This is a genomic window from Thermoactinospora rubra (assembly GCF_002093975.1).
GTDB lineage: Bacteria > Actinomycetota > Actinomycetes > Streptosporangiales > Streptosporangiaceae > Nonomuraea > Nonomuraea rubra_A.
In genome coordinates, this window is record NZ_KZ084324.1 from 174,910 (window position 1) to 198,555 (window position 23,646).

The 23,646-nt window shown below is 73.7% G+C and carries 25 protein-coding genes; 14 read left to right on the forward strand and 11 right to left on the reverse strand.

Features of this window, described 5'->3' with window-relative positions; translation table 11 throughout:
* Positions 1-4: 4 nt before the first annotated feature.
* Complete coding sequence (locus BSB02_RS00915; RefSeq protein ID WP_084955557.1) at positions 5-520, reverse strand: PadR family transcriptional regulator; 516 nt, start codon at positions 518-520, stop codon at positions 5-7.
* A 67-nt stretch (positions 521-587) separates the two neighbouring features.
* Between BSB02_RS00915 and BSB02_RS00920 the strand changes: the two genes are divergently transcribed.
* Complete coding sequence (locus BSB02_RS00920; protein ID WP_084955560.1) at positions 588-1,859, forward strand: carotenoid oxygenase family protein; 1,272 nt, start codon at positions 588-590, stop codon at positions 1,857-1,859.
* Between the two features lie 36 nt (positions 1,860-1,895).
* Here the strand turns inward: BSB02_RS00920 and BSB02_RS00925 are convergent, their stop codons facing one another.
* Positions 1,896-2,231, reverse strand: a complete 336-nt coding sequence (locus tag BSB02_RS00925) for an ArsR/SmtB family transcription factor (protein WP_084955562.1) — start codon at positions 2,229-2,231, stop codon at positions 1,896-1,898.
* Between the two features lie 85 nt (positions 2,232-2,316).
* Here BSB02_RS00925 and BSB02_RS00930 point away from each other — a divergent pair, with 85 nt between their 5' ends.
* Positions 2,317-2,487: a DUF3073 domain-containing protein gene (locus tag BSB02_RS00930; protein WP_084955564.1), complete on the forward strand. Its 171-nt coding sequence runs from the start codon at positions 2,317-2,319 to the stop codon at positions 2,485-2,487.
* Here BSB02_RS00930 and BSB02_RS00935 read toward each other — a convergent pair.
* Positions 2,450-3,706 (reverse strand): cytochrome P450, encoded by a 1,257-nt coding sequence (locus tag BSB02_RS00935; protein WP_158088527.1) that lies wholly within the window; start codon positions 3,704-3,706, stop codon positions 2,450-2,452. The two genes, BSB02_RS00930 and BSB02_RS00935, sit on opposite strands and share 38 nt — an antisense overlap.
* Before the next feature lie 64 nt (positions 3,707-3,770).
* Here BSB02_RS00935 and BSB02_RS00940 point away from each other — a divergent pair, with 64 nt between their 5' ends.
* The gene (locus BSB02_RS00940; RefSeq protein ID WP_158088528.1) at positions 3,771-4,367 is read left to right on the forward strand and encodes a TetR/AcrR family transcriptional regulator; all 597 of its coding nucleotides are present in this window, start codon (positions 3,771-3,773) and stop codon (positions 4,365-4,367) included.
* Here BSB02_RS00940 and BSB02_RS00945 read toward each other — a convergent pair.
* The 6 genes from BSB02_RS00945 to pobA form a co-directional block, all read right to left on the reverse strand.
* Positions 4,364-6,223, reverse strand: coding sequence for a hypothetical protein (locus BSB02_RS00945; protein WP_143590113.1), 1,860 nt, complete (start codon positions 6,221-6,223; stop codon positions 4,364-4,366). The genes BSB02_RS00940 and BSB02_RS00945 overlap by 4 nt on opposite strands.
* A 29-nt stretch (positions 6,224-6,252) precedes the next feature.
* Positions 6,253-6,573: a hypothetical protein gene (locus tag BSB02_RS00950; protein ID WP_084955572.1), complete on the reverse strand. Its 321-nt coding sequence runs from the start codon at positions 6,571-6,573 to the stop codon at positions 6,253-6,255.
* 140 nt (positions 6,574-6,713) lie between these two features.
* Complete coding sequence (locus tag BSB02_RS00955; protein WP_240506086.1) at positions 6,714-7,655, reverse strand: cytochrome c biogenesis CcdA family protein; 942 nt, start codon at positions 7,653-7,655, stop codon at positions 6,714-6,716.
* Positions 7,652-8,248, reverse strand: coding sequence for a TlpA family protein disulfide reductase (locus BSB02_RS00960; protein ID WP_084955574.1), 597 nt, complete (start codon positions 8,246-8,248; stop codon positions 7,652-7,654). Before BSB02_RS00960 ends, BSB02_RS00955 begins: the two co-directional genes overlap by 4 nt.
* Before the next feature lie 35 nt (positions 8,249-8,283).
* Complete coding sequence (gene pcaB / locus BSB02_RS00965) at positions 8,284-9,441, reverse strand: 3-carboxy-cis,cis-muconate cycloisomerase (protein ID WP_084956222.1); 1,158 nt, start codon at positions 9,439-9,441, stop codon at positions 8,284-8,286.
* 8 nt (positions 9,442-9,449) lie between these two features.
* Entirely contained in the window at positions 9,450-10,610 is a 1,161-nt protein-coding gene (pobA, locus tag BSB02_RS00970; RefSeq protein ID WP_084955576.1) for a 4-hydroxybenzoate 3-monooxygenase, read from the reverse strand.
* 70 nt (positions 10,611-10,680) lie between these two features.
* Between pobA and BSB02_RS00975 the strand changes: the two genes are divergently transcribed.
* The 4 genes from BSB02_RS00975 (at position 10,681) to BSB02_RS00990 (ending at position 15,462) form a co-directional block, all read left to right on the forward strand.
* On the forward strand, positions 10,681-11,436 hold the full coding sequence (locus BSB02_RS00975; RefSeq protein WP_084955578.1) for an IclR family transcriptional regulator: 756 nt from the start codon (positions 10,681-10,683) through the stop codon (positions 11,434-11,436).
* A gap of 8 nt (positions 11,437-11,444) precedes the next feature.
* Complete coding sequence (locus BSB02_RS00980; RefSeq protein ID WP_084955580.1) at positions 11,445-13,574, forward strand: polysaccharide lyase 8 family protein; 2,130 nt, start codon at positions 11,445-11,447, stop codon at positions 13,572-13,574.
* A gap of 116 nt (positions 13,575-13,690) precedes the next feature.
* Positions 13,691-14,887: an MFS transporter gene (locus BSB02_RS00985; RefSeq protein ID WP_084955582.1), complete on the forward strand. Its 1,197-nt coding sequence runs from the start codon at positions 13,691-13,693 to the stop codon at positions 14,885-14,887.
* A gap of 8 nt (positions 14,888-14,895) precedes the next feature.
* Positions 14,896-15,462: a TetR/AcrR family transcriptional regulator gene (locus BSB02_RS00990; RefSeq protein WP_240506087.1), complete on the forward strand. Its 567-nt coding sequence runs from the start codon at positions 14,896-14,898 to the stop codon at positions 15,460-15,462.
* On the opposite strand, the gene BSB02_RS00995 is transcribed toward BSB02_RS00990, so the two are convergent.
* Both BSB02_RS00995 and BSB02_RS01000 read right to left on the reverse strand, forming a co-directional pair.
* Positions 15,459-16,640 (reverse strand): acyltransferase family protein, encoded by a 1,182-nt coding sequence (locus BSB02_RS00995; protein WP_084955584.1) that lies wholly within the window; start codon positions 16,638-16,640, stop codon positions 15,459-15,461. The two genes, BSB02_RS00990 and BSB02_RS00995, sit on opposite strands and share 4 nt — an antisense overlap.
* Positions 16,641-16,714: 74 nt before the next feature.
* Positions 16,715-17,842: an alkaline phosphatase PhoX gene (locus BSB02_RS01000; RefSeq protein WP_084955586.1), complete on the reverse strand. Its 1,128-nt coding sequence runs from the start codon at positions 17,840-17,842 to the stop codon at positions 16,715-16,717.
* A 122-nt stretch (positions 17,843-17,964) separates the two neighbouring features.
* Between BSB02_RS01000 and BSB02_RS01005 the strand changes: the two genes are divergently transcribed.
* The 7 genes from BSB02_RS01005 (at position 17,965) to BSB02_RS01035 (ending at position 23,611) form a co-directional block, all read left to right on the forward strand.
* Positions 17,965-18,888 carry a lytic transglycosylase domain-containing protein gene (locus tag BSB02_RS01005; protein ID WP_084955588.1) on the forward strand — a complete coding sequence of 308 codons (924 nt, stop codon included), beginning with the start codon at positions 17,965-17,967 and terminating at the stop codon, positions 18,886-18,888.
* Between the two features lie 122 nt (positions 18,889-19,010).
* Positions 19,011-19,757, forward strand: a complete 747-nt coding sequence (modA, locus tag BSB02_RS01010) for a molybdate ABC transporter substrate-binding protein (RefSeq protein WP_143590158.1) — start codon at positions 19,011-19,013, stop codon at positions 19,755-19,757.
* A gap of 31 nt (positions 19,758-19,788) precedes the next feature.
* Entirely contained in the window at positions 19,789-20,613 is an 825-nt protein-coding gene (locus BSB02_RS01015) for an ABC transporter permease (protein WP_084955590.1), read from the forward strand.
* Entirely contained in the window at positions 20,610-21,641 is a 1,032-nt protein-coding gene (locus BSB02_RS01020; protein ID WP_084955591.1) for an ABC transporter ATP-binding protein, read from the forward strand. The genes BSB02_RS01015 and BSB02_RS01020 overlap by 4 nt, the downstream gene beginning before the upstream one ends.
* A gap of 103 nt (positions 21,642-21,744) precedes the next feature.
* The gene (locus tag BSB02_RS01025) at positions 21,745-22,167 is read left to right on the forward strand and encodes a cupredoxin domain-containing protein (protein WP_084955594.1); all 423 of its coding nucleotides are present in this window, start codon (positions 21,745-21,747) and stop codon (positions 22,165-22,167) included.
* Between the two features lie 66 nt (positions 22,168-22,233).
* A complete protein-coding gene (locus tag BSB02_RS01030) occupies positions 22,234-22,602 on the forward strand; it encodes a BlaI/MecI/CopY family transcriptional regulator (RefSeq protein ID WP_084955596.1) in 369 nt (122 codons plus the stop codon).
* 37 nt (positions 22,603-22,639) lie between these two features.
* Positions 22,640-23,611, forward strand: a complete 972-nt coding sequence (locus BSB02_RS01035) for a M56 family metallopeptidase (RefSeq protein ID WP_143590114.1) — start codon at positions 22,640-22,642, stop codon at positions 23,609-23,611.
* Positions 23,612-23,646: the final 35 nt, after the last annotated feature.

Here is a 23,646-nt window from a genome sequence, read left to right on the forward strand (position 1 = left end):
GAGCCTAACGGATCTGCTCCTCGGCCCAGGCGGCCCACTCCCGCTGCATGCGCGAGCTCCGCAGTCCCCACTCCAGCGCCAGCCTGCCGTACACCGCGAGGTCGTCGTCCTCGTTCCCCTCCAGGGTCCGCGCCAGCTCCTCCAGCCGTGCCACCTCGGCGGCGGCGAGCTCGGCCTGCCTGCGCAGGTAGGCGCGGGCCTGGCCGGGGTCGACCTGGCCGAGGAAGAACACCCGCAGCAGCATGTCGCTGCGGCGCACGTGGTTCGGCTCGACCTCGACGATCCAGCGGCGCAGCTCCGCGCGGCCCTCCTCGGTGATGGCGTACTCCTTGCGGCCGCGTGGCCCCTCCTCGGTGACCTGGATGAGGCCGTCGGCGGCGAGCTTGGCCAGCTCGCCGTAGACCTGGCTCTGGGTGGCGGGCCAGACGTTGGCCAGGGACATGTCGAACATCTTCAACAGGTCGTATCCGCTCGAAGGGGACTCGGCGAGGAGTCCGAGAACGGCGTGCCGGAGACTCATATTCCTATGTTGACATATCGACGATGGACCTTCTAGTTTTGACATGTCGGCATAGAAAGGTCGTGACATGAAAACCTACCTCGAGGGCTACCTGGCTCCCGTCCCCGACGAGATCGACGCGGTCGGCCTGCCCGTGGAAGGCACGCTCCCCGAGGAGCTGACCGGCCGCTATTTCCGCAACGGCCCCAACCCGCTACCCGGCCAGGACCCCGGCCACTGGTTCACCGGGCACGGCATGATCCATGGCGTACGGCTGCGCGACGGCCGCGCCGAGTGGTACCGCAACCGCTGGGTCAAGACCAAGCGGTTCCTCCACAACGCGCCCTTCGTCACCGACAAGGGCTTCGACCTGGCCGCCGTCCAGGCCAACACGCACGTCATCCACCACGCGGACAAGATCCTCGCCCTCGTCGAGGTCGGCCTGCCGTACGAGATGACCCCCGAGCTGGACACCGTCGGGCCGTGCGACTTCGGCGGGCGGCTGACCACGGGCATGACCGCCCACCCCAAGGAGCTGGACGGGGAGCTGCACTTCTTCGGTTACGGCTTGGCCCCGCCGTACCTGACCTACCACCGGCTCGACGCCAAGGGCGAGCTCGTCGAGAGCCGTGAGGTGGAGGTCCCGGGGCCGACCATGATGCACGACTTCGCCGTCACCGAGAACCACGTGGTCTGGCTCGACCTGCCCGTGGTCTTCGACCTGGAGCGGGCCGGCACCGGCGGGATGCCGTTCGACTGGAGCGACTCCTACGGCGCCCGCATCGGCGTGATGGCCCGCGACGGGCGGGTGACGTGGTTCGACGTCGAGCCCGGCTACGTCTTCCACGTGGGCAACGCCCGGGAGGACGCCCAGGGGCGCGTCGTGCTCGACGCGATGCGCTACAGCCGGGAGGCCTTCCAGGGCATCTGGCGGCACATCGGCGGCACGCCCGACCCCTCCCGGCACCTGAAGGGGGCGGTGCTGCACCGCTGGATCCTCGACCCGGCCACGGGCCGGGCGACCGAGCGGCAGCTGGACGACCGGCCGGTGGAGTTCCCCACCATCAACGACGACCGGACCGGCCGCGCCAACCGCTACCTGTACGCGGTGTCGGAGGGCGAGGTGGTCAAGTACGACGTCGAGACCGGCGCATCCCAGGCCAGGCCCGTGGACGGGAACGCCGGGGAGGCGGTGTTCGTGCCCGCCGCCGGCGCCCGCGCGGAGGACGACGGCTGGCTGATGTCGATCGTGGACGACCGGCTGCTGGTCCACGAGGCCGCCGGCCTGGACCTGGTGGCCGCCGTACGGCTGCCGCGCCGGGTCCCGGCCGGCTTCCACGGTTCGTGGATCGCGGACTGAGCGGGCTGAGCGGACTGGGCAGGCTGGGAAGCCGCCCTAGCTTCGCGCCTCGGCTCGCAGCTCCGCGAGCAGCTCCTCCTGGTCCACGAGCATGTCGGTGAGGATGCGGCGCGCGTCTGTCAGCAGGTGCGCGACGTCGGGGCTGGACAGTGAGTACACGACGCTGCCGCCCTCGCGCGTCGCGCTCACGATCCCCGCGCGCCGCAGCACCGCCAGTTGCTGAGACAGGCTCGACGCCTCGATGTCGATCTGCGCCAGGAGATCCCGGACCGGCAGTGGCCCCTTCTGCAACAGCTCCAGCACCTGGACGCGGGCCGGATGCCCGAGAGTTCGGAAGAAATCTGCCTTGGCCTGGTACAGCGGAACGGGCATGCAATCAGTGTAATGTAGACACTTGCAGAATTCTTCAAGTCGTAACGGCGTTGGCTAAGATGACAGACGGGACGAGGGAGTAGCCATGGGCCGAGGACGAGCCAAGGCGAAGCAGACGAAGGTCGCTCGCCAGCTGAAGTACAGCAGTCACGAACTGGACATCGAGCGCCTGCGCCGAGAGCTGGGCAGCTCCTCGTCCCGGGACGACGTTCCGCCCGCTACGTCGCACGAGCCGGAGTCCGAGCCCGCGCACTGACGCGGGCGAGCTTCGACGGCACGAGCGTCACGTGCTTCATGCGCTGGGCCTCGGGTGCGGGGTCTGGGGCGGTCAGCTCCAGGCGCCGCAGCACTTCCCTGATGATGACGCGCATCTCCATCAGGGCGAGCTGAGCGCCCACGCAGAAGCGCCGTCCCCCGCCGAAGGGCATCCAGCCCTTGGGGGTGCGGCCCTCGAGGAAGCGTTCGGGGCGAAACTCCTCCGGCGCGGGAAACTCCTCGGGGTCGTGGTGGATGAGTGAGATCAGCGGGCCGGCGTACCATCCGGCGGGCACCTCGTAGTCGCCCAGCCGCAGCGGGGCGGTCAGCAGGCGCTCCGCCGAGTAGACCACGGGGCGGATCCGCAGCGCCTCCTTGGCCACGGCGTCCAGATAGTCGTCGTCGTCCAGGTTCGCCGTCACCTTGGCGAGCAGGCCGGGCGTGCGCAGCAGGCGCTCGAAGGCCCAGGCCAGGGCCGTCGCCGTGGTCTCGTGGCCGGCCTCCAGCAGGGTGATGAGCTCGTCGCGGAGCTCCTGGTCGCTCATGCCGGTCTCGAAGAGCCGGTGCAGCACGGAGTCGGGCTCGGCGCGCCGCTCGGCGATGTGCTCGTAGAGGATCCGGTCCACGGCGGCGCGCACCTTCAGGAAGCGCCGCCACTTCGGCAGCAGGGGCCGCAGCCGCGGCGGCGCCATCAGCACCGACGTGGCGCCGCCCAGCTCCAGCAGCTCAGGCAGCAGCGCGCGCAGGCGGTCGTCGGGGATGCCGAAGACCAGCCGCAGGATCACCTCCAGCGTGATCTCCTGCGTCTTCTCCCGCAGCGCGAACGGCTCGCCGAGCGGCCAGGTCGCGATCCGCTCCGCCGCGATGGCGGCGATCTGGTCGGCGTATCCGGCGATGGCCCGGCCCCTCAGCGGCGGGGTGATGAGGCGCCTGTGCGCCCACCAGGGATCGTCGTCGAGCGTGAGCAGGGAGTGCCTGCCCACGGCGTGCTCCAGGAAGTCGCGCCGGGCGGCGCCGGCGTGGCCGCCGCCCTGGTCGGTCCGGTAGACCAGCTCGGCCAGGTCGGCCTTGGCGACCAGCACGTCGGGCGGGAAGCCGGCCAGGCGCAGGGTGAAGACGGGCCCGTAGCGCTCGCGGCATCTGGCGAAGGCGCGCGTGGGGTTGGCCATGAACCACACGGTCTGCAGCAGCGGGGGCATCTTGGGGCCGGGAGGAAGCATCCGTCGCTCCTTCGTATACATACGTATGTCATAGACTTACGTTTACCTCTGTACCATGGATCGCGTGCCACGACCAGAGCCCACCTACCGCGACAGGCTCCTCGCCGGAGCCCTCACGTGCCTGCGGGAGAAGGGATACGCCCGCACGACCGCCCGCGACCTGGTGGCCGCGTCGGGCACGAACCTGGCCTCCATCGGCTACCACTTCGGCGGCAAGGACGCGCTGCTGGCCGAGGCCATCGCGCAGTGCTTCGAGTCGTGGACCGAGCGGGTGGAGCAGGCGGTCTTCGGCACCGGGCTGGCCACGCCCCGCGAGATGGTCGAGCGCGCGATGGCGGCGCTGGTCGACGTCTTCGAGGAGATGCGCCCGCTGCTGGTGGTCTGCGTGGAGGGCTTCGCCCCGGCGATGCGTGAGACGGTCCTGCGGGAGAAGATGGCCGCCTCCTACGCCCGGGCCCGCCGGGCGGGCGTCGGCATGATCGAGCGCGCGTGCGCCGAGCTGGGCATCGAGCCGCCCTTCGACCCGGTCGTCCTCGTGTCGGTGCTCATCGCGATCTCCGACGGGCTGCTGCTCCAGTGGCTGCTCGACCCGGCGGCCACGCCGGACTCGCGCCAGGTCGTCGACGCCCTGGCCGCCCTGGCGCCGCTGATCGCCGCCTAGCCCGCCTTCTCCAGCGCCTCCCGCGCGAGCCGTTCGGTCGCGGCCAGGCGGTGCGGGACCGCGATGTCCAGCGCCTCGCGGGCGAGCTCCCGGCAGGCCGCCGCGTCGCCGCGCAGCGCGGCCGCCGCCGCCAGGTTCGCCAGGTGCCCGGCGGCGACGTTGGAATAGCCGGCCTCGCGGGCCAGCTCCAGGCCGCGCGAGGAGGTCGCCTCGGCGGCCGTGAGGTCGCCGTCGCGCAGCTGCGCGGCGGCGAGGTGCTCCAGGACCGCGGGCAGGTGCCAGGCGAACGCGGTCACCGTGGCCATCCGGACCGCCCTGTGGAGCAGGTCCCTGTGCTCCTCCTCCACCAGGACCGAGGCGGCCCAGGCCCGGAGCACCTGGTCGGCCCTGGTCAGCTCGTCGGAACGGCGCAGTGCCGACCGCAGCGCCATCGAGCCGCGGCGCGCGTCGCCCTCCTCCAGCGCGCCGATCCCCACGAGCACGTCGCGCTCGAAGGAGTCCTTGAACTCCTGCGCCCGCCGACCGATCTCCACGAGCGCGTCGCGCTGCCCGGCCTGCGCGGCGGCGTCCGCGGCGTCGGCCAGCGTGTCGAGGGACCGGCCGGCCGTCAGGATTTGTACGGCCTTCGCCGCGTCGCCGCAGTTCAGCTCGAAGAGCCCGCGTATACGCAGGACGTCCTCGCGCAGTCGCCCGTCGGCGTCGGGCGGGGAGAGGCCGGCCAGGTGGCGCACCGCCTCGGCGGGGCGGCCGCCGTGCCAGGCGGCCATGGCCGCGTCCGCCAGGCGGCGTTCCCCGGCGCGCGGGTCGGGCGTCAGGTCCGCGGCACGGCGCAGGGCCAGGGCGGCGTCGGCGTGCCCGGCGCGCTCGCGCATCCGCCGCGCCGCGGCCGTCAGCTCGCGGGCGACCAGCTCGTCGGGGCCCTCCGCCGCCTCGGCCAGGTGCCAGGCGCGCTCCTCTCCGGCCGGCAGCAGGCCGGCGAGCGCGGCGTGGACGCCTCGTAGCCGCACCGGGGTCGCGGTCTCGATCAGGGCGGTCCTGGCCAGGGGGTGGGCGAAGGCCAGGGCGCCGTCGCGGAAGGTCACCAGGCCGGCGGTCCTGACCTCCTCCAGCGCGAGGGGGTCCGTGTCGAGCGCCTGCGCCACCTGGACGATCAGCGACAGGTCGCCGCGGGCCTCGACCGCCGCGATCAGCCCGGCCAGCCGCGCGGAGTCGGACAGGCCGCCGATCAGGCCGGTGAGAGAGGGCGCCTGTTCCGGTGGAGGGAGGCGCAGCTCGGGCACGCCCCACAGGCGCGCTTCCGGCTGCTCTTCGCGCGGCTCCGGCTGCTCCTCGGGCGGCTCCGGCTGCTCCTCGGGCGGCTCCGGCTGCTCCTCGGGTGGCTTCGCCGTACCCGGCGGGTCTTCCACGGCCAGCAGCATCCCCACCGGCACGCCCGACAGCCGCCGGGCGCAGTACGCCAGCGCGTCGGCCGAGGACCGGTCGAGGGCCTGGTAGCCGTCCACCAGGCACAGCAACGGCTCCGCGGCCAGGGCCAGGACCTCGCGGACGCCCTCGAACACCAGGAACGGGTCCCCGGTCGGCGAGGTGCCGCGGCCGAGGGCCGCCAGCAGCGCGTCACGCCGGGGCCGCGACACCTGCCCGACGAGGTCCGCGACCGGCACCAGCAGCCGTCCCAGCGCGTCGAAGGCCACCCACGACCCGGTCCCGGCCACCCGCAGCACCCGCACGCCCTCCGCGCGAGAGGCCGCCAGCTCCAGGGCCCGCGACGTCCCGGCGCCGCGCACGACGAGGGCGCCGCCCTGGCCCGAGCGCAGGCCGGCGAGCACCTCGTCGAGGGCGGCGGTCGGATCCGGCATGCTGCCGTCGTACCCGTGCCGGGGCCGGGTCACCCGAAGACGGGCGGTCCCCTGCGCCGGCGGCGGCCGAACCACACCAGGTACCCCGCGCACGCCACCGCGACCGCGCCCGGGATCACGGCCAGCGCGTAGCTGCCGCTCACGATCGCCACCACGGTGAGGATGACGCCCGCCGGCAGCACGATCGCGACCGCGAGGAGGCGGAAGCCGAGCCCGGCGGGCGGCGGCGGAGGAGTGCGGCGCTCGCCTGTGCCGCCGCCGGGGACGCCCGGCACTCCCGTGTCGCCGGCCCGACCGCCTTCGTGGTCGCGCAGCACGGGGGCGTAGAACTCGTCGTCGTGCTCGCTCATGACCTCCCCCTGTCAGAGGAAGGGAAATCTAACGCCACCGTAGACCCTTGAAACGGTCAGAAAGTCATAAACTTCCCGATATTTGCTGAAAGGGGACACTGTGCGCCAGGTCATCCACGTCAAGCCGATCGACGACGCGATCACGCATGAGGACTCGGCGGAGTGCGTGTGCGGCCCCATCGGCCAGAGCGTGTTCCCCCAGCACGGCCTGATCTTCCACCACCAGGCGCTGGCGGAGTGCGCCACCTGGGAGACGGCCGCCGCAGACGGATCCAGCTGACCGCCGCGACCGCCAGCAGCCCGAGCGCGATCCAGCCCGGCCCGGCAGCCGCGATCCACCCGGCCACCCGGCCCTGCACCGCCGTGGCGGCGCCCACGACCGGGTCCTCGGCCTGCGCCCCGGCGAAGACACGCAGCTCGTACCAGCCGTAGTAGACGACATAGAGCCCCGCCAGTACGAGCAGCCCTCCGCTGACCCTCGAGACGTACGGCAGAGCCCGCCGCATCCGCGTGACGACCGCCCCGCGAGCCAGCGCCACGGCCAGCGACAGCAGCGCGACCACCAGCCCCATGCCCGCGGCGTACGCGACGAACACCGCCACGCCGCCCAGCACGCCGCCGCTGACCAGGGACGCGGACGTCACCGCCAGGAACGGGCCGACGGTGCACGACAGCGAGGCCACGGCGTAGGACAGGCCGTAGCCGTACAGCGAGGCGAAGGAGACGGCGGGACGGCCGGTGGCGAGCTTCGGCGTGCGCACCAGCAGCTCCCGCCCGCTCAGCAGCCACCCGCCCAGCGCGGTCAGCGCGATGCCGATGGCGACCGTCGCCCACGGCAGGTAGCGCCCCAGCGACAGCGCCAGCGGGGTGACGACCAGCCCGAACAGCCCGAAGACGGTCACGAACCCGGCCGTCATGGCCGCCGACAGCAGCACCGCGCGCCCGATCGGGCCGAGCCTGGAATCCTGGTCGCCGACGACGAGCATCGTCAGGTAGGCGGGCAGCATCGCGAAGCCGCACGGGTTGAAGGCCGCCACGGAGCCGGCGGACAGCGCCAGCGCCAGGGGCAGGTCGGCGGTCACCGGCCCAGCAGCCTGGCCACGCGCGAGGCCAGCTCGTCGGTCCCGAGCGGGCCGGAGGCCCTGTCGGTCCTGCCGTCGGGCGTCATGAACAGGAACGTGGACTGCTCGGCGACGCCCAGCTTCGTCCACACGGCGCCCTTCTCGTCCGACAGCTGGATGATGCCGCCCGTGCCGGTGCGCCGCACGAACTCCTTCATCGCCGCCTCGCCGTCCAGGCCGGCGACGCCCACGAAGGCCACGTCGCGGAACCGATCGGCGGCCGCCTTGACCGCGGGCGCCTCGGAGCGGCACTTGGGGCACCACGGCGCCCAGAACCAGAACACCACGGGCCTGCCCGCCAGGCTGGTCCCGTCGAACGCCTGCCCGTCGAGCGTCTTGGCCCTGAACCGCAGCTTGTCCGGGACGGGCGTGCTCGCGGCGGTCTGAGTGGCCGATGTCGGCACAGCGGTCGGCACAGCGGGCGGCACGGTGGCCGACAAGGGGGCGTCGGAGCGGAGGGGCTGGGCGGCGTCGTCCCAGCGGCTCGTGCCGCACGCGCCGGCGGCCAGCGCAGCGGCCAGGACGGCGGCCGGAACGGCTCGCAGCTGTCTCATGGCCGGAGCGTAGGCCGGAACGGCCCCGAGGGATCTTACGAGCTCGTGAATTCGGCGCCGGTCCGCGAACGGTTCCGGTAGCCGGCCAGGATCCGGTCGACCAGCTCGGCGGCGGCGCCCACGTCGCCCGGCAGCCCCTCGGCGTTGGCCCGCATCCGCTTGGGGAAGACCTTCAGGCCCGACACCAGCTCGGCGGCCGTGTGCGCCGCGCCCCCGGCCAGCCGCAGGCACTCGCGCAGCGGCTGCCACTCGGCCTGCCAGGCTCCGGCGGCGCGGTCCAGCTCGCCCAGCTGGGCCGCGGCCAGCACCTGCGCGTAGGAGGCGACCTGGAGGGCGGCCGAGCGGATCAGCACCGACAGGGCCGGGTTGCGCTTGTGCGGCATGGCCGAGGAGCTGCCCAGGGACGACTCGGCCAGCTCCCCGACCTCGTCCTGGGCGAGCAGCACCACGTCTGTGGCGATCTTGCCGAGCGCACCGGTCACCCCGGCCAGCGCCGACCCGAGCTCCGCGACCATCGAGCGCTCGCTCTGCCAGGGCACGGGCGCGGCGGGCAGGCCCAGCCCGGCGGCCACCAGCTCGGCCAGCTCCAGGGCGCGCGGGCCGTACCCGGCGAGGGTGCCGGCGGCCCCGCCGAGCTGGACGGGCAGGCGCGGCCGGGCCAGGCGGCCGTCGGTGTCGAGCACCCCGGCCAGCCAGGTGGCCGCCCGCAGCCCGAACGTCGTCGGCAGGGCGCGCCGGCCCAGCGTGCGCGCGGCCATCGGCGTGTGGCGGTGCTCGTGCGCCAGCTCGGCGAGCCCGGCCATGACCGTCCGCAGGTCGGCGCGGACGATCTCGACCGCGCGCCGGGTGACCAGCGCCGTGGCGGTGTCGAGGATGTCCTGGCTGGTGGCGCCGCGGTGCACGTGCCCGGCGTGCTCCTCGCCGACCGCGGCCCGGAGCCTGGCGACGAGCGGCACCACCGGGTTGGCCGACTGGCGCGCCTCGCGGGCCAGCTCCGTGAGGTCGACGGTCAGCGTGGCCGCGACCTCGCCGATGCGCTCGGCCGCGCCCGCGGGGATCTCGCCGAGCTCGGCCTGGGCCCGCGCGAGCGCGGCCTCGACGTCGAGCATGGCGCGCAGCCAAGCCTCGTCCGAGGTGACCGCCGCGACCCGGCTGCCCGCCCACACGGGGCTGAGGAGCCCGCTGTCCGTCATGCCGTCCATCAGAAGGGCATCCCCACGTAGTTCTCGGCCAGCGTGGTCGCCGCCGCCTTCGAGGAGGTCACGTAGTCCAGGTAGGACAGCTGGAGGCGCCGGCCGTAGGCGTCGTCGGAGTCGAAGGTGTGCAGCAGCGTGGTCATCCACCAGGAGAAGTGCTGGGCCCGCCAGACCCGCTTGAGGCAGTGTTCCGAGTAGCGGTCCAGCAGGTCGGCGCTGCCGTCGGCGAAGAAGCGCGCCAGCGCCTCGGTGAGCACGCGCACGTCGGCCACGGCCAGGTTCAGCCCCTTGGCGCCGGTCGGCGGGACGATGTGCGCGGCGTCGCCCGCGAGGAACAGCCTGCCGTACTGCATCGGCTCGGCCACGAAGCTGCGCATGGGGGTGACGCCCTTCTCGACGATCTCGCCCGTCTCCAGCGTGAAGCCGGGCACGGTCTCCAGCCGCGCCTTCAGCTCGGCCCAGATCCGCTCGTCCGGCCAGTCCTCCTCGCGGGTGTCCGGCGGGACCTGGAGGTAGAAGCGGCTGATCGTGGGCGAGCGCATGCTGTGCAGGGCGAAGCCGCGGTCGTTGCGCGCGTAGATCAGCTCCTCGGTGGACGGCCGCACCCTGGCCAGGATGCCCAGCCAGGCGAAGGGGTACTCGCGCTCGTAGACCGTCAGCGCGTCCCGCGGGATCGACGGCCTGGACACGCCGTGGAAGCCGTCGCAGCCGGCGATGACGTCGCAGTCCAGCCGCTCGCCCTGGAAGGTGAGGTACGGCTTGTCCGTGTCGATGTCGTGCAGCGCCACGTCGAGCACCTCGAAGCGGATGTCGCCGCCCGCCTCCAGCCGGGCCGCGATGAGGTCCTTGACCACTTCCTGCTGGCCGTACACCGTGATCGCCCGGCCGGGGACGAGCTCCTCGAAGGGGATGCGGTGCCTGGCGCCGCCGTACCGCAGCTCGATGCCGTGGTGCGGCAGGCCCTCGCGCAGCATCCGCTCGCCGACGCCCGCCTCCACCAGCGTGTCGACCGTGCCCTGCTCCAGGACGCCGGCCCGCACGCGCCGCTCGACGTACTCCCTGCTGCGCGCCTCCAGCACCACGGAGGAGATGCCGCGCAGGTGCAGCAGATGGGAAAGCAGCAGGCCCGCGGGGCCCGCGCCGACGATACCGACCTGAGTTCGCATGCCAGGAGCATCCCCGCCGGACACCCTCCGTGCCGAGAGTGCGCTTCCGCTCAGTGGAAGAATGAGGCGCATGGCAGGCGGATCGCGCGGGCGCAGCGTCACCTCGAAGGTGCTGGCGCTGCTGGGCGCCTTCGACGCCGACCATCCGCAGCTCAGCCTGACCGACCTGGCGCGGCGCAGCGGCGTGCCGTTGTCGACCGCGCACCGGCTGGTGGCCGAGCTGGAGGCGGGACAGGTGCTGGGCCGCACCTCCGACGGGCGGCTGCGCATCGGGCTGCGGCTGTGGGAGCTGGGGCAGCTCGCGCCCAGCCGCCTGCGCGACCTGGCGCACCCGTGGCTGCAGGAGCTGTTCGCCGCCACCGGCGAGAACGTGCACCTGGCCGTCCGCGACGGGCTCGAGGTGCTCTACGTGGACAAGGTGTACGGCAGGCGTGCCGTGCCGATCGTCTCGCGCACCGGCGGCCGGCTGCCCATGCACCCCACGGGGGTCGGCAAGGCGCTGCTGGCCCACGAGCCGGCCTGGTTCGTGGAGGCGTACCTGGCGCGGAAGCTGGAGCGGCCCACGCCGCACGCCATCACCGAGCCCGGACGGCTGGCGCGCGAGCTCGCCGCCGTGCGCGCCCAGGGGTACGCGCTGACCTTCGAGGAGATGACGCTCGGATCGTGCTCGGCCGCGGCGCCCATCCTGGTCGACGGGCGCGCCATCGCCGCCATCGGCATCGTGGTGTCCTCCCGCCGGGCCCGCGAGCTCCAGCGCCTGGTCGAGCCGCTGCTGTCGGTGGCGCACAAGCTGGCCGAGGCGTGCCGCCAGGCGGGACTGGGGTGATCGTAGCCGTGGCTGGTCCTTCCCGGCGGTCGGTGCTGCGCGCGGGCGGCGTCGCCGCCGCGGGGCTGCTCCTCGGCGCGGACGGCCCGGGCGCCGCCGTCGTCCCGGTGCCGCGGGGAGACGTCCGGGCGCTGCGCGAGCGGTGGCGCGAGGTGACCGCCGGACGGCTCGACGGGGCCGCTCTGCGCGCCGCCGCCCGCCATCGCGACACCATGGCGCCCACGAGCACCTCGCTCTGGCCCGGCCTGCCGTTCCCCTCGTTCGCCGGCACCCCCGCACGCCTGCTGGCCATGGCCCGCGCCTACGCCCATACGGGCGAGGAGGACCTGGCCGAGGCCGTCGCCTTGGGGATCGGCCACTACCGCCGGCACGTCTACCGCGCGGGCGCGGATCCGGTGGGCAACTGGTGGCACTGGCAGATCGGCGTCCCCAGGCGGCTGCTCGACGCGGCCGTGCTGGTCGGGCCGGACCGGCTGGGCGAGCCGGAGGCCGTCGCGCTCGCCGAGGCGGTGGACCACTTCCTGCCCGAGCGGATCCTCCACCGCTACGACGGCAGGAGCACCGCCGCCAACCGGGTGGACCACTGCCTGGTCATGCTGCTGCGGGCCATGCTCACCGGCGACGCGCGCAAGGCCGCGCTGGCCGTCTGGGCGCTCGCCCCGGTCTTCCGCCACGTCAGCGAGGGCGACGGCTTCTACCGGGACGGCTCGTTCATCCAGCACCTGTGGGTGCCCTACCAGGGCACGTACGGCGCGACGCTGCTGCGGGGCGTGGCCACGCTGTTCGCCGTGCTGCGCGGCACGCCGTGGGAGACGGCAGACCCCTTCGTCTTCAAGCAGGTCGACCGGTCCTTCGCGCCGTTCGTCCACGACGGGCTGTGCATGAACGTGGTCAGCGGGCGGGCGGTCGGGCGGCAGCCGTACGGGGACCACAGGCGCGGGCACGCGATCGCCTCGGCGATCCTGCTGCTCGGCGAGTCCGCACCGGCGGCGACCCGGGAGCGCTGGCGCGCCATGGTCAAGGGGTGGGCGGCGCGCAACCGCACCGGCCTGTACGACGACCTCGACGAGCTGCTCGACGGCGTGCCGGCCGCGCCGGAGCCGGTCGGCCACCGGCTCTTCCCCATGAGCGCGCGGGCCGTGCACCGCAGGCCGGGCTGGTGCGCGGCGCTCAGCATGGCCTCCCACCGGATCGGCCACTACGAGCACGGCAACGGCGAGAACCGCCGCGGCTGGCACACCGGCTCCGGCATGCTGCTGTGGTGGGGCGAGGGCCACGGCGACCAGTACTCCTTCTGGGACGCCCTCGACCCCTACCGGCTGCCGGGCACCACCGTCTCCACCAAGCGGCTGCCCGAGGGCGCCGGAGGCGAGTGGGGCGACACGCGCACGCCGTGGCGCTGGGTGGGCGGCGCGACCGACGGCGTCTACGCCACGGTCGGCCAGCACCTCAGCGGGCTGGACAGCACGATGGAGGCCTTCAAGTCGTGGGTCTTCCTCGACGAAGCGGTGGTGTGCCTGGGCGCGGGGATCACCAGCCGGGACGGCGTGCCGGTCGAGACCATTGTGGACAACCGCAAGGCGCCCGGCCCCCTGGCGGTCGGCCCGGGCTGGGCGCACCTCGAGGGACACGCCGGATATGTCGTGCCGGAAGGGCTGCGGCACCAGCACGGCGAGCGGGTGACCCTGTGGCTGGACCACGGCGTCGACCCCGTCTCGGCGGGATACGCCTACCTGCTGCTGCCGGGGGCGTCCCTGGCCGAGACCCGGGCGCGGGCCGCCGCCCCCAGCTGGGTGATCGCCAACACCGGCAGGCAGCAGGGCGTCCACGTCCCCTCGCTGGGGCTGACCGCCGTCAACTTCTGGAACGCCGGCACGGCGGGCCGGGTGAGCGCCTCCGCGCCGTGCGCGGTGCTCGTCCGCGAGACCGGGGACGGCACCGCCACGCTGACCGTCGCCGACCCCCGCTGCGAGCTGGAGGAGCTGACCGTCGTCTGGGACCGCCCGGTCGCCTCGGTGGTGCGCGGGCACCCGCTCCTGGCCGGGGCCTCGACCGGGAGGCGGCTCACGCTCCGCTTCGGGCGGCTGGCCGGCCAGGAGGGCGCGTCGGTGACCGTCCGGGTGAGGCTGTTCTCCTAGGGCCTTTCAGGGCCTTTCAGGGCCTTTCAGGGCCGGATGGGGCTGTACGCCGAGGGCGGATCCGCCGACAGGGGAACCCCGCCGGGCGGCGGCGAAGATCCCCCTATGGTCGGCCCATGCTCGAACTGCTGAGGGACCGCGTCTACATCAGGTACTGGCTGGCGGTCGTCGCGTCCTTCCTGGGCGACGCGATGGCCAAGGTCACGCTCGTCTACCTGGTGGCCAGGGCGTCCGGAAGCCCGCTGGTCATCTCGCTGGTCGTGCTGCTGCAGCTGCTGCCCTCCGGGGTGCTCGGTGCCTTCGTCGGGCCGCTGGCCGACCGGCTGCCCAAGCGGGCGCTGCTGGTGTGGGCCGACCTGGCGCGGGTGCCGATCGTGCTGGCGATGATCCCGTTCCTGGACTCGGTGCCGATGCTGCTGGCGCTGACCCTGCTGGAGGGCTTGGGCAAGGCGTTCTTCGAGACGGCGCGCATCGCGGCGGTCCCCGCCATCGTGGGCCGCCACAACCTAGCCTCGGCCGTCGCGCTGTTCCAGAGCACCAACCAGGCGCTCGCCATGGCCGGGCCCGTGCTGGCCGGCGTGCTCGTCGCGGCCGGGAGCGTTCCGGTCGTGCTGGTGGTCAACACGGCCACGTTCGCGGTGTCCGCGCTGCTCCTGGGGAGCCTGGCGGTCCTGCGGGAACAGCCGCCGGCGGGTGGGGCGGCGGAGCCGTACTGGACGGCTTTGCGGACCGGCGTCCGGGAGATCCTGAAGGTGCCGTCGCTGCGGTTCCTGCTCGCGTTCCTGGTGCCGGTCATGCTGGTGTTCGGGCTGTTCAGCACCAACGTGCACGCGCAGCTGCTGACCGTCTTCGGCCTGCCCGCCTTCGAGTACGGCCTGGCACAGGCGGTGCTGGCGGCCGGGTCGATCGGCGGCGCGCTGCTCGGCCCGGTCCTGCTGCGCCGCCGTCCCACCGGGCTGCTCCTGGCCTCGGTCGCGTCGTTCGGCGTCGTGCTGGTCGCGCTCCCGCCGGTGGCGGGGATGTTCGCGATCATGGCGTGGTGCCTGCTCGCCGGGCTGGCCACGGGGCTGTTCCAGGTGCCGATCGCCAACACGCTGCTACGCGACCTGCCCGAGGACCTGCGCGGCCGGGGCGTGGGGCTGCTCAACACGGTGATCGTCAACGTCACGCTGGTGGGGGTCTTCGCCGGCGGGGTGGGCGCGTCCCTGGCCGGGGTGACCGCGTCGCTCGTCGCCGCCGGGGTGGTGCTCGTGGCGTCGGCGGGCGCGGCGGCGTGGGCATCGGGTGGCAGGGTGGCGGGGAGAGTCCTATAGTCAGTCAGGTGGCTGACTCAAGAGGAGCCGTCAAGCGCCAGCGCCTGGCGAGCGCCGCCGCGCGGGTGCTGCACGAGCGGGGCGTCGAAAGGACGACCCTCGCCGACATCGCCCACGCGGCCGACGTCCCCCTCGGCAACGTCTACTACTACTTCAAGACCAAGGACCAGCTCGTCGAGGCCGCCATCGACGCCCAGGCCCGGCACCTGCGGGAGACGATCGACGACCTCGACCGGCTCCCCTCGCCCGCCGAGAGGCTCAAGGCGCTCGTCCGAGGCTGGGTCGCCCAGCGAGAGGTCGCCGCGCAGTACGGCTGCCCCACCGGCACCCTCGCCTCCGAGCTCGACAAGCGCGCCGACGGCCTCGACCGGAAGGTCGCCAAGGTCATCGGCAGGCTCATCGACTGGGCGGAGCGGCAGTTCCGGGAGATGGGCCGCGGCGACGCCCGCGAGCTCGCGGTCGCCCTGGTCGCCGCCTACCAGGGCATCTCGCTGCTCACCAACACCTTCCGCGACCCCGATCTCATGGCCGCCGAGGGACGGCGCCTGGAGCGCTGGATCGACTCGCTGAGCTAGGAGCGCGTCACTTCCCGCCGCGCCAGGCGGTGGCCGAGCCGCTGCATGGGCCGCTCGACGAAGCGGTAGGTCAGCCAGCACGCCGGGAGGAGCGCCAGCAGGAAGCCCGCCGCGACCGCGATCTGCAGCGCCGGCCTGGCCTGCCGCAGGTCCCCGGTGACCCGCAGGATCGCGCCCAGGACCGGCAGGTGCAGCAGGTAGAGCGAGTAGCTGATCACACCGAGCCAGGTCAGCAGGTACGGCACGCGCCACCCCCGCATCGCCATGCCGCCCGCGAACGTCGCCCCGGCCAGGACGATCGTCGCGATCCACACGTCGGGCCGCACCCACCACCAGTCGGCGCCGCGCGCCCACACCGGGGCCAGCGCCACCGCCACGGCGGTCACCGCCACCGGCCACAGCGTGCCGCGGCCGCGTTCCCAGCGCTGGATCGCCGTGCCCGCGAACATCACCGCCACGACGGCCGCGCCGAACCACGGCACGCGGCTGCCCAGGAGCAGCAGGGCCAGCGCCATGAGGCCCAGGCCGCCCGCCGCGACCGTCCTGAGCCGGCCCGTCACCACGCACGCCAGGCCGAGGCCGAACCCGGCCGCCGACGCCCAGGCCACCCACGTGCCGGTGAGCGGCGGATCGGCCAGCAGCAGGCCGCTGACGACGGCGGCGAGGCCGAACAGGACGGCCAGCAGGCCGCGCCCGCCCCGCACGCCCGTGACGAACAGCGCGGAGACGAGGAGGTAGAAGACCATCTCGTAGGACAGCGTCCACATGGTGTTGACGACGCCGCCGACGCCCACGACGTCGAGCAGCATCGTGGCGTGGGCGGCGGCCGACGAGGGGTCCCGCGGCACCTCCGGGCGCACCGGGAGCCACCACGACAGGGCCAGCACCACGCCGATGACCAGCAGGTAGAGCGGGTAGAGGCGGAAGGCCCGGTTGATCCAGAACGCCCGCACGTCGCCGCGCAGCTCCAGCGACGTGGGGATGATGTAGCCGCTGACCAGGAAGAACACCAGCACGCCGACCATGCCGATGTTGCACCACGTGGGGCGCAGCCACGGCATGGTCCAGGTGAGCAGGTGCTCGGCCACGACGGCCAGCGCGCCGACGCCCCGCAGGGCGTCCAGCCACGCCAGCCTGGGCGCCGGGGTCTGGACGCCCTGGGCCGCGGTCCGGGTCATTGACACGTCGTCCAACGTACCGAAACCGCCCGCGCAGGAGTCACCCGCGCCGGAGCCGCCCGCGGCCGGACCGGTCAGAACCTCCGGAAGGGCCCGGTCACCTCGTAGGTGACGCCGCCCGTCCCCGCCCGCTCGCCGCTGGTCCCGCGCTGGGAGGAGAAGTACAGGCGGGTGCCGTCGGGCGAGAAGGCGGGCCCGGTGATCTCCGACCTGCCGTGACCCTCCAGGCGCAGGACCGGCGCCACCACCCCGTCCGGCGTGATGATGTTGATCTCCATGTTGCCGCCGTCCTCGGCCACGTAGAGATCGCCCCCGGCCGTGCCGGTGATGTTGTCGACGCCGTCGAGTGTGCCGCCGCCGTCGTAGATCGACCTGATGGTCTGCTGCCGGGCGTCGTAGGCCCACACCTTGCGGTCGCCCTTGGCGGTGAAGTAGCAGACGCCGTCCGCGTAGTGGCAGCCCTCGCCGCCGTCGAAGTGGCGCGCGGCGGCCAGCTGGTGCCTGGTCTGGCGCTCCAGCACGCCCGGCGTGGGATCGGGCACGCGCCGCCACTCGACGCCGCCCCCGCCGGTCGAGCACAGCACGTCCAGGCGGCCGCTGGACAGGTCTCCCCACACGTCCGGGACGAAGCGGTAGAAGCAGCCGTCCTGCTCGTCCTCGGTCAGGTAGACGACCTTGCGGTCGGGGTCGCAGGCCGCGGCCTCGTGCTTGAAGCGGCCCATCGCCGGGCGCGGCTGGGCCGTACGCCTGCCGTACGGGTCGGTCTCGTAGACGCGGCCGCGGAAGGTCTCCTCGCACGACAGCCAGGTGTTCCAGGGAGTGCGCCCGCCCGCGCAGTTGAGGGTGGTGCCGGACAGGATCCGGTAGGCCCGGTCGATCGAGCCGTCGGCGCGGAACCTGATCGCGGTGACGCCGCCGACGAGGGGGACCTCGGAGTTGGAGACGTAGATCCAGCCGTCGCCGTCGGGGAAGCAGACGCCGCCGTCCGGGGCGGGGTGCCACAGGACGCCGCCGACCGGACGGCCCGACCGGGCGACCACGCGGCTGCGGAACCCGGCCGGCAGCGACACGCCGTTGCCGTCGGGCGGGCCGAGCGGGCCGTACGGGCCGGCGCCGCGGGCCACGGCGGCGACGGCCTTCTGCCACAACGTGCCTGATAAGGCCACGGCGGACAGGGAGACGAGGAACGTGCGGCGGTGCATGAGGGCCTCCAGGGGGTGGGGAGCCGCTTCGCCGTTTCGAGTATCCGCCGCGCGCCGGGCTCGTCCACCCTGATGAGAGAACTCCGTCTTGTCGAGAAAGTCGGGCGATACGGTAAGGCGTCATGAGACTGGCCCACGCCCTGACCGCCGGAGCCCTGGCCGTCGCCCTCGCCGGGTGCGACGCCGCGAACGGATCGGCAGCCCAGAGCGGATCGGAGTCCGCCGGACGCTCCGCGCTCAGCGCCCCGCCTAGCGTCACCGCGACGCCCTCGCCCCGGCCGCCCGCGCCCGACGCGCCCATCCCGGCCCGCCCCGCCGAGCTGGCTCGCACGCTCAAGGCGACGACCGCCGCGCTGTATGCGGCGATCGACCGCTGGACCGAGAGCTCCCAGGAGCAGGCCCCGGAGGACGTGATCCTGTACGGCCTGCACCACCAGCGCATCTACCGGGCGATGGCGCGCGACGCCGAGCTGGCCGACGCGACGATCCGGCGCCTGCCCAAGGCGCTGGCGGCCGAGGCGCGCGACAACGTCACCGCGGTGTCGAAGCTGCTGTCGATGGCCCGCCCCATCAGCGCGGAGCGGCGCAAGCGCATGCGCCTGGCCGACCCCCTGCCCGCCGAGCGGCTGCGCGGCTATATGGAGCGCGCCGAGAAGCGGTTCGGCGTCGAGTGGGAGGTGCTCGCGGCCATCATGCTGGTGGAGACCAAGTTCGGCCGCGTGCGGTCGGCCAGCTCCACCGGCGCGCAGGGGCCCATGCAGTTCATGCCCGGCACGTGGCGGGCGTACGGCATGGGCGGAAACGTCCACGACGCCCGCGACGCCATCCTCGCGGCGGCGAACTACCTGAAGGCCACGGGAGCGCCCAAGGACTACCGCCGCGCGGTGTTCGCCTACAACCACGACACGCGGTACGTGGACGCCGTCCTCGCGCACGCCCGCCAGATCAAGCGCGACGAGCGCAGCTTCTACGCCTACTACACCTGGCAGGTGTTCGTGCTGTCCACCAAGGGCGACGTGCGGCTGACAGGTCCCGGGCTGGCCTGATCCTCGCAGATGCGATGGCGATGAGGATTTCGTCATCGCATCTGCGAGAGTATGGTGGCTCGGTGACTCCTTTCCGGAAGAGCCGTCGGTGGCTGGCCGTCCTCGCGGTGACGACCGGCGTGATGGCCGGCGCGGCGGCCTGCGGCACGGGCGGCGGATCCGGCCGGCCCGGCCAGGCGGGTCAGGCCACCCCGGCGGCCGGGACGGTGACCGTCTTCGCCGCGGCCTCGCTGACCGGCGCCTTCACCGAGCTGGGCAAAGCGTTCGAAGCCGCCAACCCGGGCGTGACCGTGCGGTTCAACTTCGGCTCCAGCGCGACCCTGGCCCAGCAGATCACCCAGGGCGCGCCCGCCGACGTGTTCGCCGCCGCCAGCCCGGCCACCATGAAGACGGTCACGGACGCCTCCCTGGCCTCCGCCCCGATCACCTTCGTGCGCAACAAACTGCAGATCGCCGTCCCCGCCGGCAACCCGGCCAAGGTCGACGAGCTGAAAGACCTGGCCGACCCGAAGGTCAAGGTCGCCCTGTGCGCGGCCCAGGTGCCGTGCGGCGCGGCGGCGGCCAAGGCGCTCGCGGCGGCGGGGCTGAAGGTCACCCCGGTCACCCTCGAACAGGACGTCAAGGCCACGCTCACGAAGGTCGTGCTGGGCGAGGTGGACGCCGCGCTGGTCTACCGGACCGACGTGCTGGCCTCCGGCGGCGAGGTGAGCGGCATCGACTTCCCCGAGGCCCGGCAGGCGGTCAACGACTACCCGATCGCGGCCCTCGCCAAGGCCCCGGCCGGCGACCTGGCCCGGCGCTTCGTCGACCTGGTGCTGTCCCAGCGGGGCAGGGACGTGCTGGCCGAGGCGGGCTTCGAGCTGCCCTGAGATCCTGGGGCCATGACGGGTCGGGGACACCGTGACGGCGACGGCTGAGCGGCGCGGGGCGCGCGAGCAGGGGCGGCTGGGCCGTACCCCCTGGGTGCTGGTCGTCCCGGCGGCGTGCGGCCTGGCCTTCCTGGTGCTGCCCCTGGCCGGGCTGCTGGTCCGCGCGCCGTGGTCCACGCTGCCGCGGCGGCTGGCCGAGCCGCAGGTGCTGGAGGCGTTGCGGCTGTCGCTGGTCACCGCGAGCGCGGCCACGCTGGTCTGCCTGGTGCTGGGCGTGCCGCTGGCGTGGGTGCTGGCCCGCGTGTCGTTCCCCGGGCGGCGGCTGGTGCGGGCGCTCGTCACGATCCCGCTCGTGCTCCCGCCCGTGGTCGGCGGCGTCGCGCTGCTGCTGGTCCTGGGGCGGCGCGGCCTGATCGGGCAGTGGCTGGAGGCGGCCTTCGGCGTGACGCTGCCGTTCACCACGGCGGGCGTGGTGGTCGCCGAGGCGTTCGTGGCCATGCCGTTCCTGGTCATCAGCGTCGAGGGGGCGCTGCGGGCCGCCGACCCGCGGTATGAGGAGGCCGCCGCCACGCTGGGCGCCTCCCGCTGGACCATCTTCCGCCGGGTCACGCTGCCGCTGGTCGCGCCCGGCATCGTGGCGGGGGCGGTGCTGTGCTGGGCCAGGGCGCTGGGGGAGTTCGGGGCGACGATCACGTTCGCCGGGAACTTCCCCGGCCGCACGCAGACCATGCCGCTGGCCGTCTACCTGGCCCTGGAGACCGAGCCCGAGGCCGCCATCGTGCTGAGCCTGGTGCTGCTGGCCGTGTCGGTGGCCATCCTGGCCAGCCTGCGCGACCGCTGGGTGGGGGGCGCATGAGCCTGCACGCCCGGCTGGTCGTCCAGCGTCCGCGCTTCCGGCTCGACGTCTCGATCGAGGCGGCGTCCGGGCAGGTCCTGGCCCTGCTGGGGCCCAACGGCGCGGGCAAGACCACCGCGCTGCGCGCCCTGGCGGGGCTGACGCCGCTGTCCGGCGGGCACGTCACGCTGGACGGCCGCCCGCTGCACGCGCTGCCGGTGGAGCGGCGTCCCATCGGCGTGGTCTTCCAGGACTACCTGCTCTTCCCGCACCTGTCGGCGCTGGAGAACGTCGCGTTCGGCCCGCGGTGCCGCGGCGTGCCGCGTGCCGAGGCCCGCCGTACGGCCGCCGCCTGGCTGGAGCGCGTGGGGCTGGCCGAGCACGCGGGCGCCAGGCCGCGGCGGCTGTCCGGAGGCCAGGCCCAGCGGGTCGCGCTGGCCCGGGCGCTGGCCGTCGAGCCCCGCCTGCTGCTCCTCGACGAGCCGCTGGCCGCCCTCGACGCCCACACGCGGCTGGAGATCCGCTCGCAGCTGCGCCGCCACCTGGCCGCCTTCGGCGGCGTCACCGTGCTGGTCACCCACGATCCGCTGGACGCGATGGTGCTGGCCGACCGGCTCGTGGTGGTCGAGGACGGCGCCGTCGTCCAGGAGGGGGAGCCGGGCGAGGTGGCGCGGCGCCCCCGCACCGACTACGTCGCCCGCCTGGTGGGCCTCAACCTCTACCGGGGTACGGCCGGCGGCCACCAGGTCAGGATCGACGACATGCTCTTCCACGTCAGCGAGGACCTCCACGGCCCCGTGCTGGTCGCCTTCCCGCCCTCGGCCGTGGCCCTCTACCGCGACCGCCCGGACGGCACCCCGCGCAACCTCTGGCGGGCCCGCATCGAGGGCATCGAACGGCACGGCGACAGCGTGCGCGTCCGCCTCGAAGGCCCGCTCGCCGCGGCGGCGGACGTCACCCCCGCGGCCGTCGCCGACCTGGACCTGTCGCCGGGCCAGCAGGTCTGGGCTTCGGTCAAAGCTACAGAAACACACGCCTATCCGGCATAAAGGTCATATCGCCAGCAAGGCGGCAAGCGGCTACGATGGTTTCTTTCCCCTCTGGCGTCCGTGCTGACACAACAGACCCTCACGAGACACCGAGAGGTGCGTCATGGACGGAACCATCCACCGCCGGGAAATCGCCGCCGTCCTCGGTGCGGCCGCCATCCTCGCCTCCGCCTGCGGGGTCGGCGCCGCCGGGCCGCCCGCCGCGCTGCCGATGGCCGCGGCGCCCGCCACCACCCACGAGATGGGCACCCGGGTCGAGGTGACCATGACCGAGTACTCCTTCGACTTCCCCGACCGGACGCTCAAGCCCGGCACCTACACCTTCATGCTCGACAACAGGGGCGACGCGCCGCACGCCATGGCCATCAGGGGGCCCGGCATGGAGGAGGCGGAGACCTCCGACAGGGTCGACGGCGGGGAGCGGACCGAGTTCACCGTCACCCTGCGGCCCGGCCGCTACCAGGTCTGGTGCCCGGTCGGCGACCACCGCCAGGAGGGCATGGAGACCACGCTCACCGTCGAATAACGCACTGACGCGGACCTACGACCGTCGGTAGCATGGGGATGCCGGTGACGGGAGGGAGTCTCGCGCATGCGTGGGCTGGGAGAGCTGGAGTCCGCGATCATGGAGCGGATGTGGGCGTACCGCCGGCCCGCCACGGTTCGCGACGTGCTCGAAGACCTCCGGCGCGACCGCGAGATCGCCTACACGACCGTCATGACCGTGATGGACAAGCTCTTCAAGAAGGGTTTGCTCAAACGTCAGCCGATGGGGAAGGCTTACGTGTACGAGACGGTCGGCAGCAAGGAGGCCTACACCGCCCAGCTCATGCGCGAGACGCTCGCCAGCAGCGGCAACCAGGCGGCCACGCTGGTGCACTTCCTGGAGCGGCTGACGCCCGAGGAGGCCAGGGCCCTGGAGGCCGCGCTGCGGGTCTTCCCGGTGCGGGATCGCCCATGACCTGGGGTGGGGCAGCCGGCCAACGGGGGTGGTATCGGTGGTCGTTCCGTTGATCTTGACGCTGTACGGCGTGGCGGCGGCCGTCCTCCTTCCGCGGCTCCTCGCCCGCGGCACGTGGGCCGACCGCGCGCCCCGGCTGGCGATCACGGTGTGGCTCGCGAGCTGCGTGTCGTGCGTGGCGGCCGTTGTCCTGGCGGGTCTCGCGGTCGCCGTGCCCGCCTCGATGGTCGGGCACGGGCTGGCCCACCTGTTCGAGGTGTGCGCCGCGATGCTCGCCGACGTCACGGCCATGTCCTCCATGGACGCGCGGCTGGCGCTGCTCGTCTCCGCCGCGCTCACCGTCCGGCTCGCGTACTGCGCGGCGGTCGTGCTGCTGCGCGCCCGGCGCGAACGGCGGCAGCACGCCGACATGCTCGCCCTGCTCGGCCGCCACGACGGCGATCTCGGCGCGGTGGTGCTCACCTACGACGAGCCCGTGGCGTACTGCCTGCCCGGCCGCCGCGGCACCACCGTGATCACCACCGGCGCGCTGCGGGCGCTGAGCCGCCCGGAGGCGGCGGCCGTCCTCGCCCACGAGCGGGCGCACCTGCGGGGACGCCATCACCTGCCGCTGGCCGCCACCGACGCCATGGCACGGGCCTTCCCCCGAGTACCGCTGTTCGACCGGGCCAGGTCCGAGGTGGCGAGGCTGGTCGAGCTGCTGGCCGACGACGTGGCGGCCCGCCGCCATCCGCGCCTCCACCTCGCCGCCGCGCTCGTGCGGCTGGCCACCGGCCGGCCCCCGGCGTTCGCCCTCGGGGCGGGCGGCGGCACGGCCATCACGCGCCTGCGCCGGCTGCTCGCCCCGGAGTCGCCGCTGAGCCGCCACGAGCGCTGGGCCGGGATGGCCGTGGTCGCCGCCCTGCTGGCCGGGCCGGCCGCCGTGGCCGCCTGGCCGGGCGTGAGCGCCTTCCTGGCCCAGCACTGCCTGGAGGTGCACGACTGCGTTGATACGGGCCTGTTCCATTAGCGTGCGAGGTGTGCGTAACCCCCACGGGCTGAGCT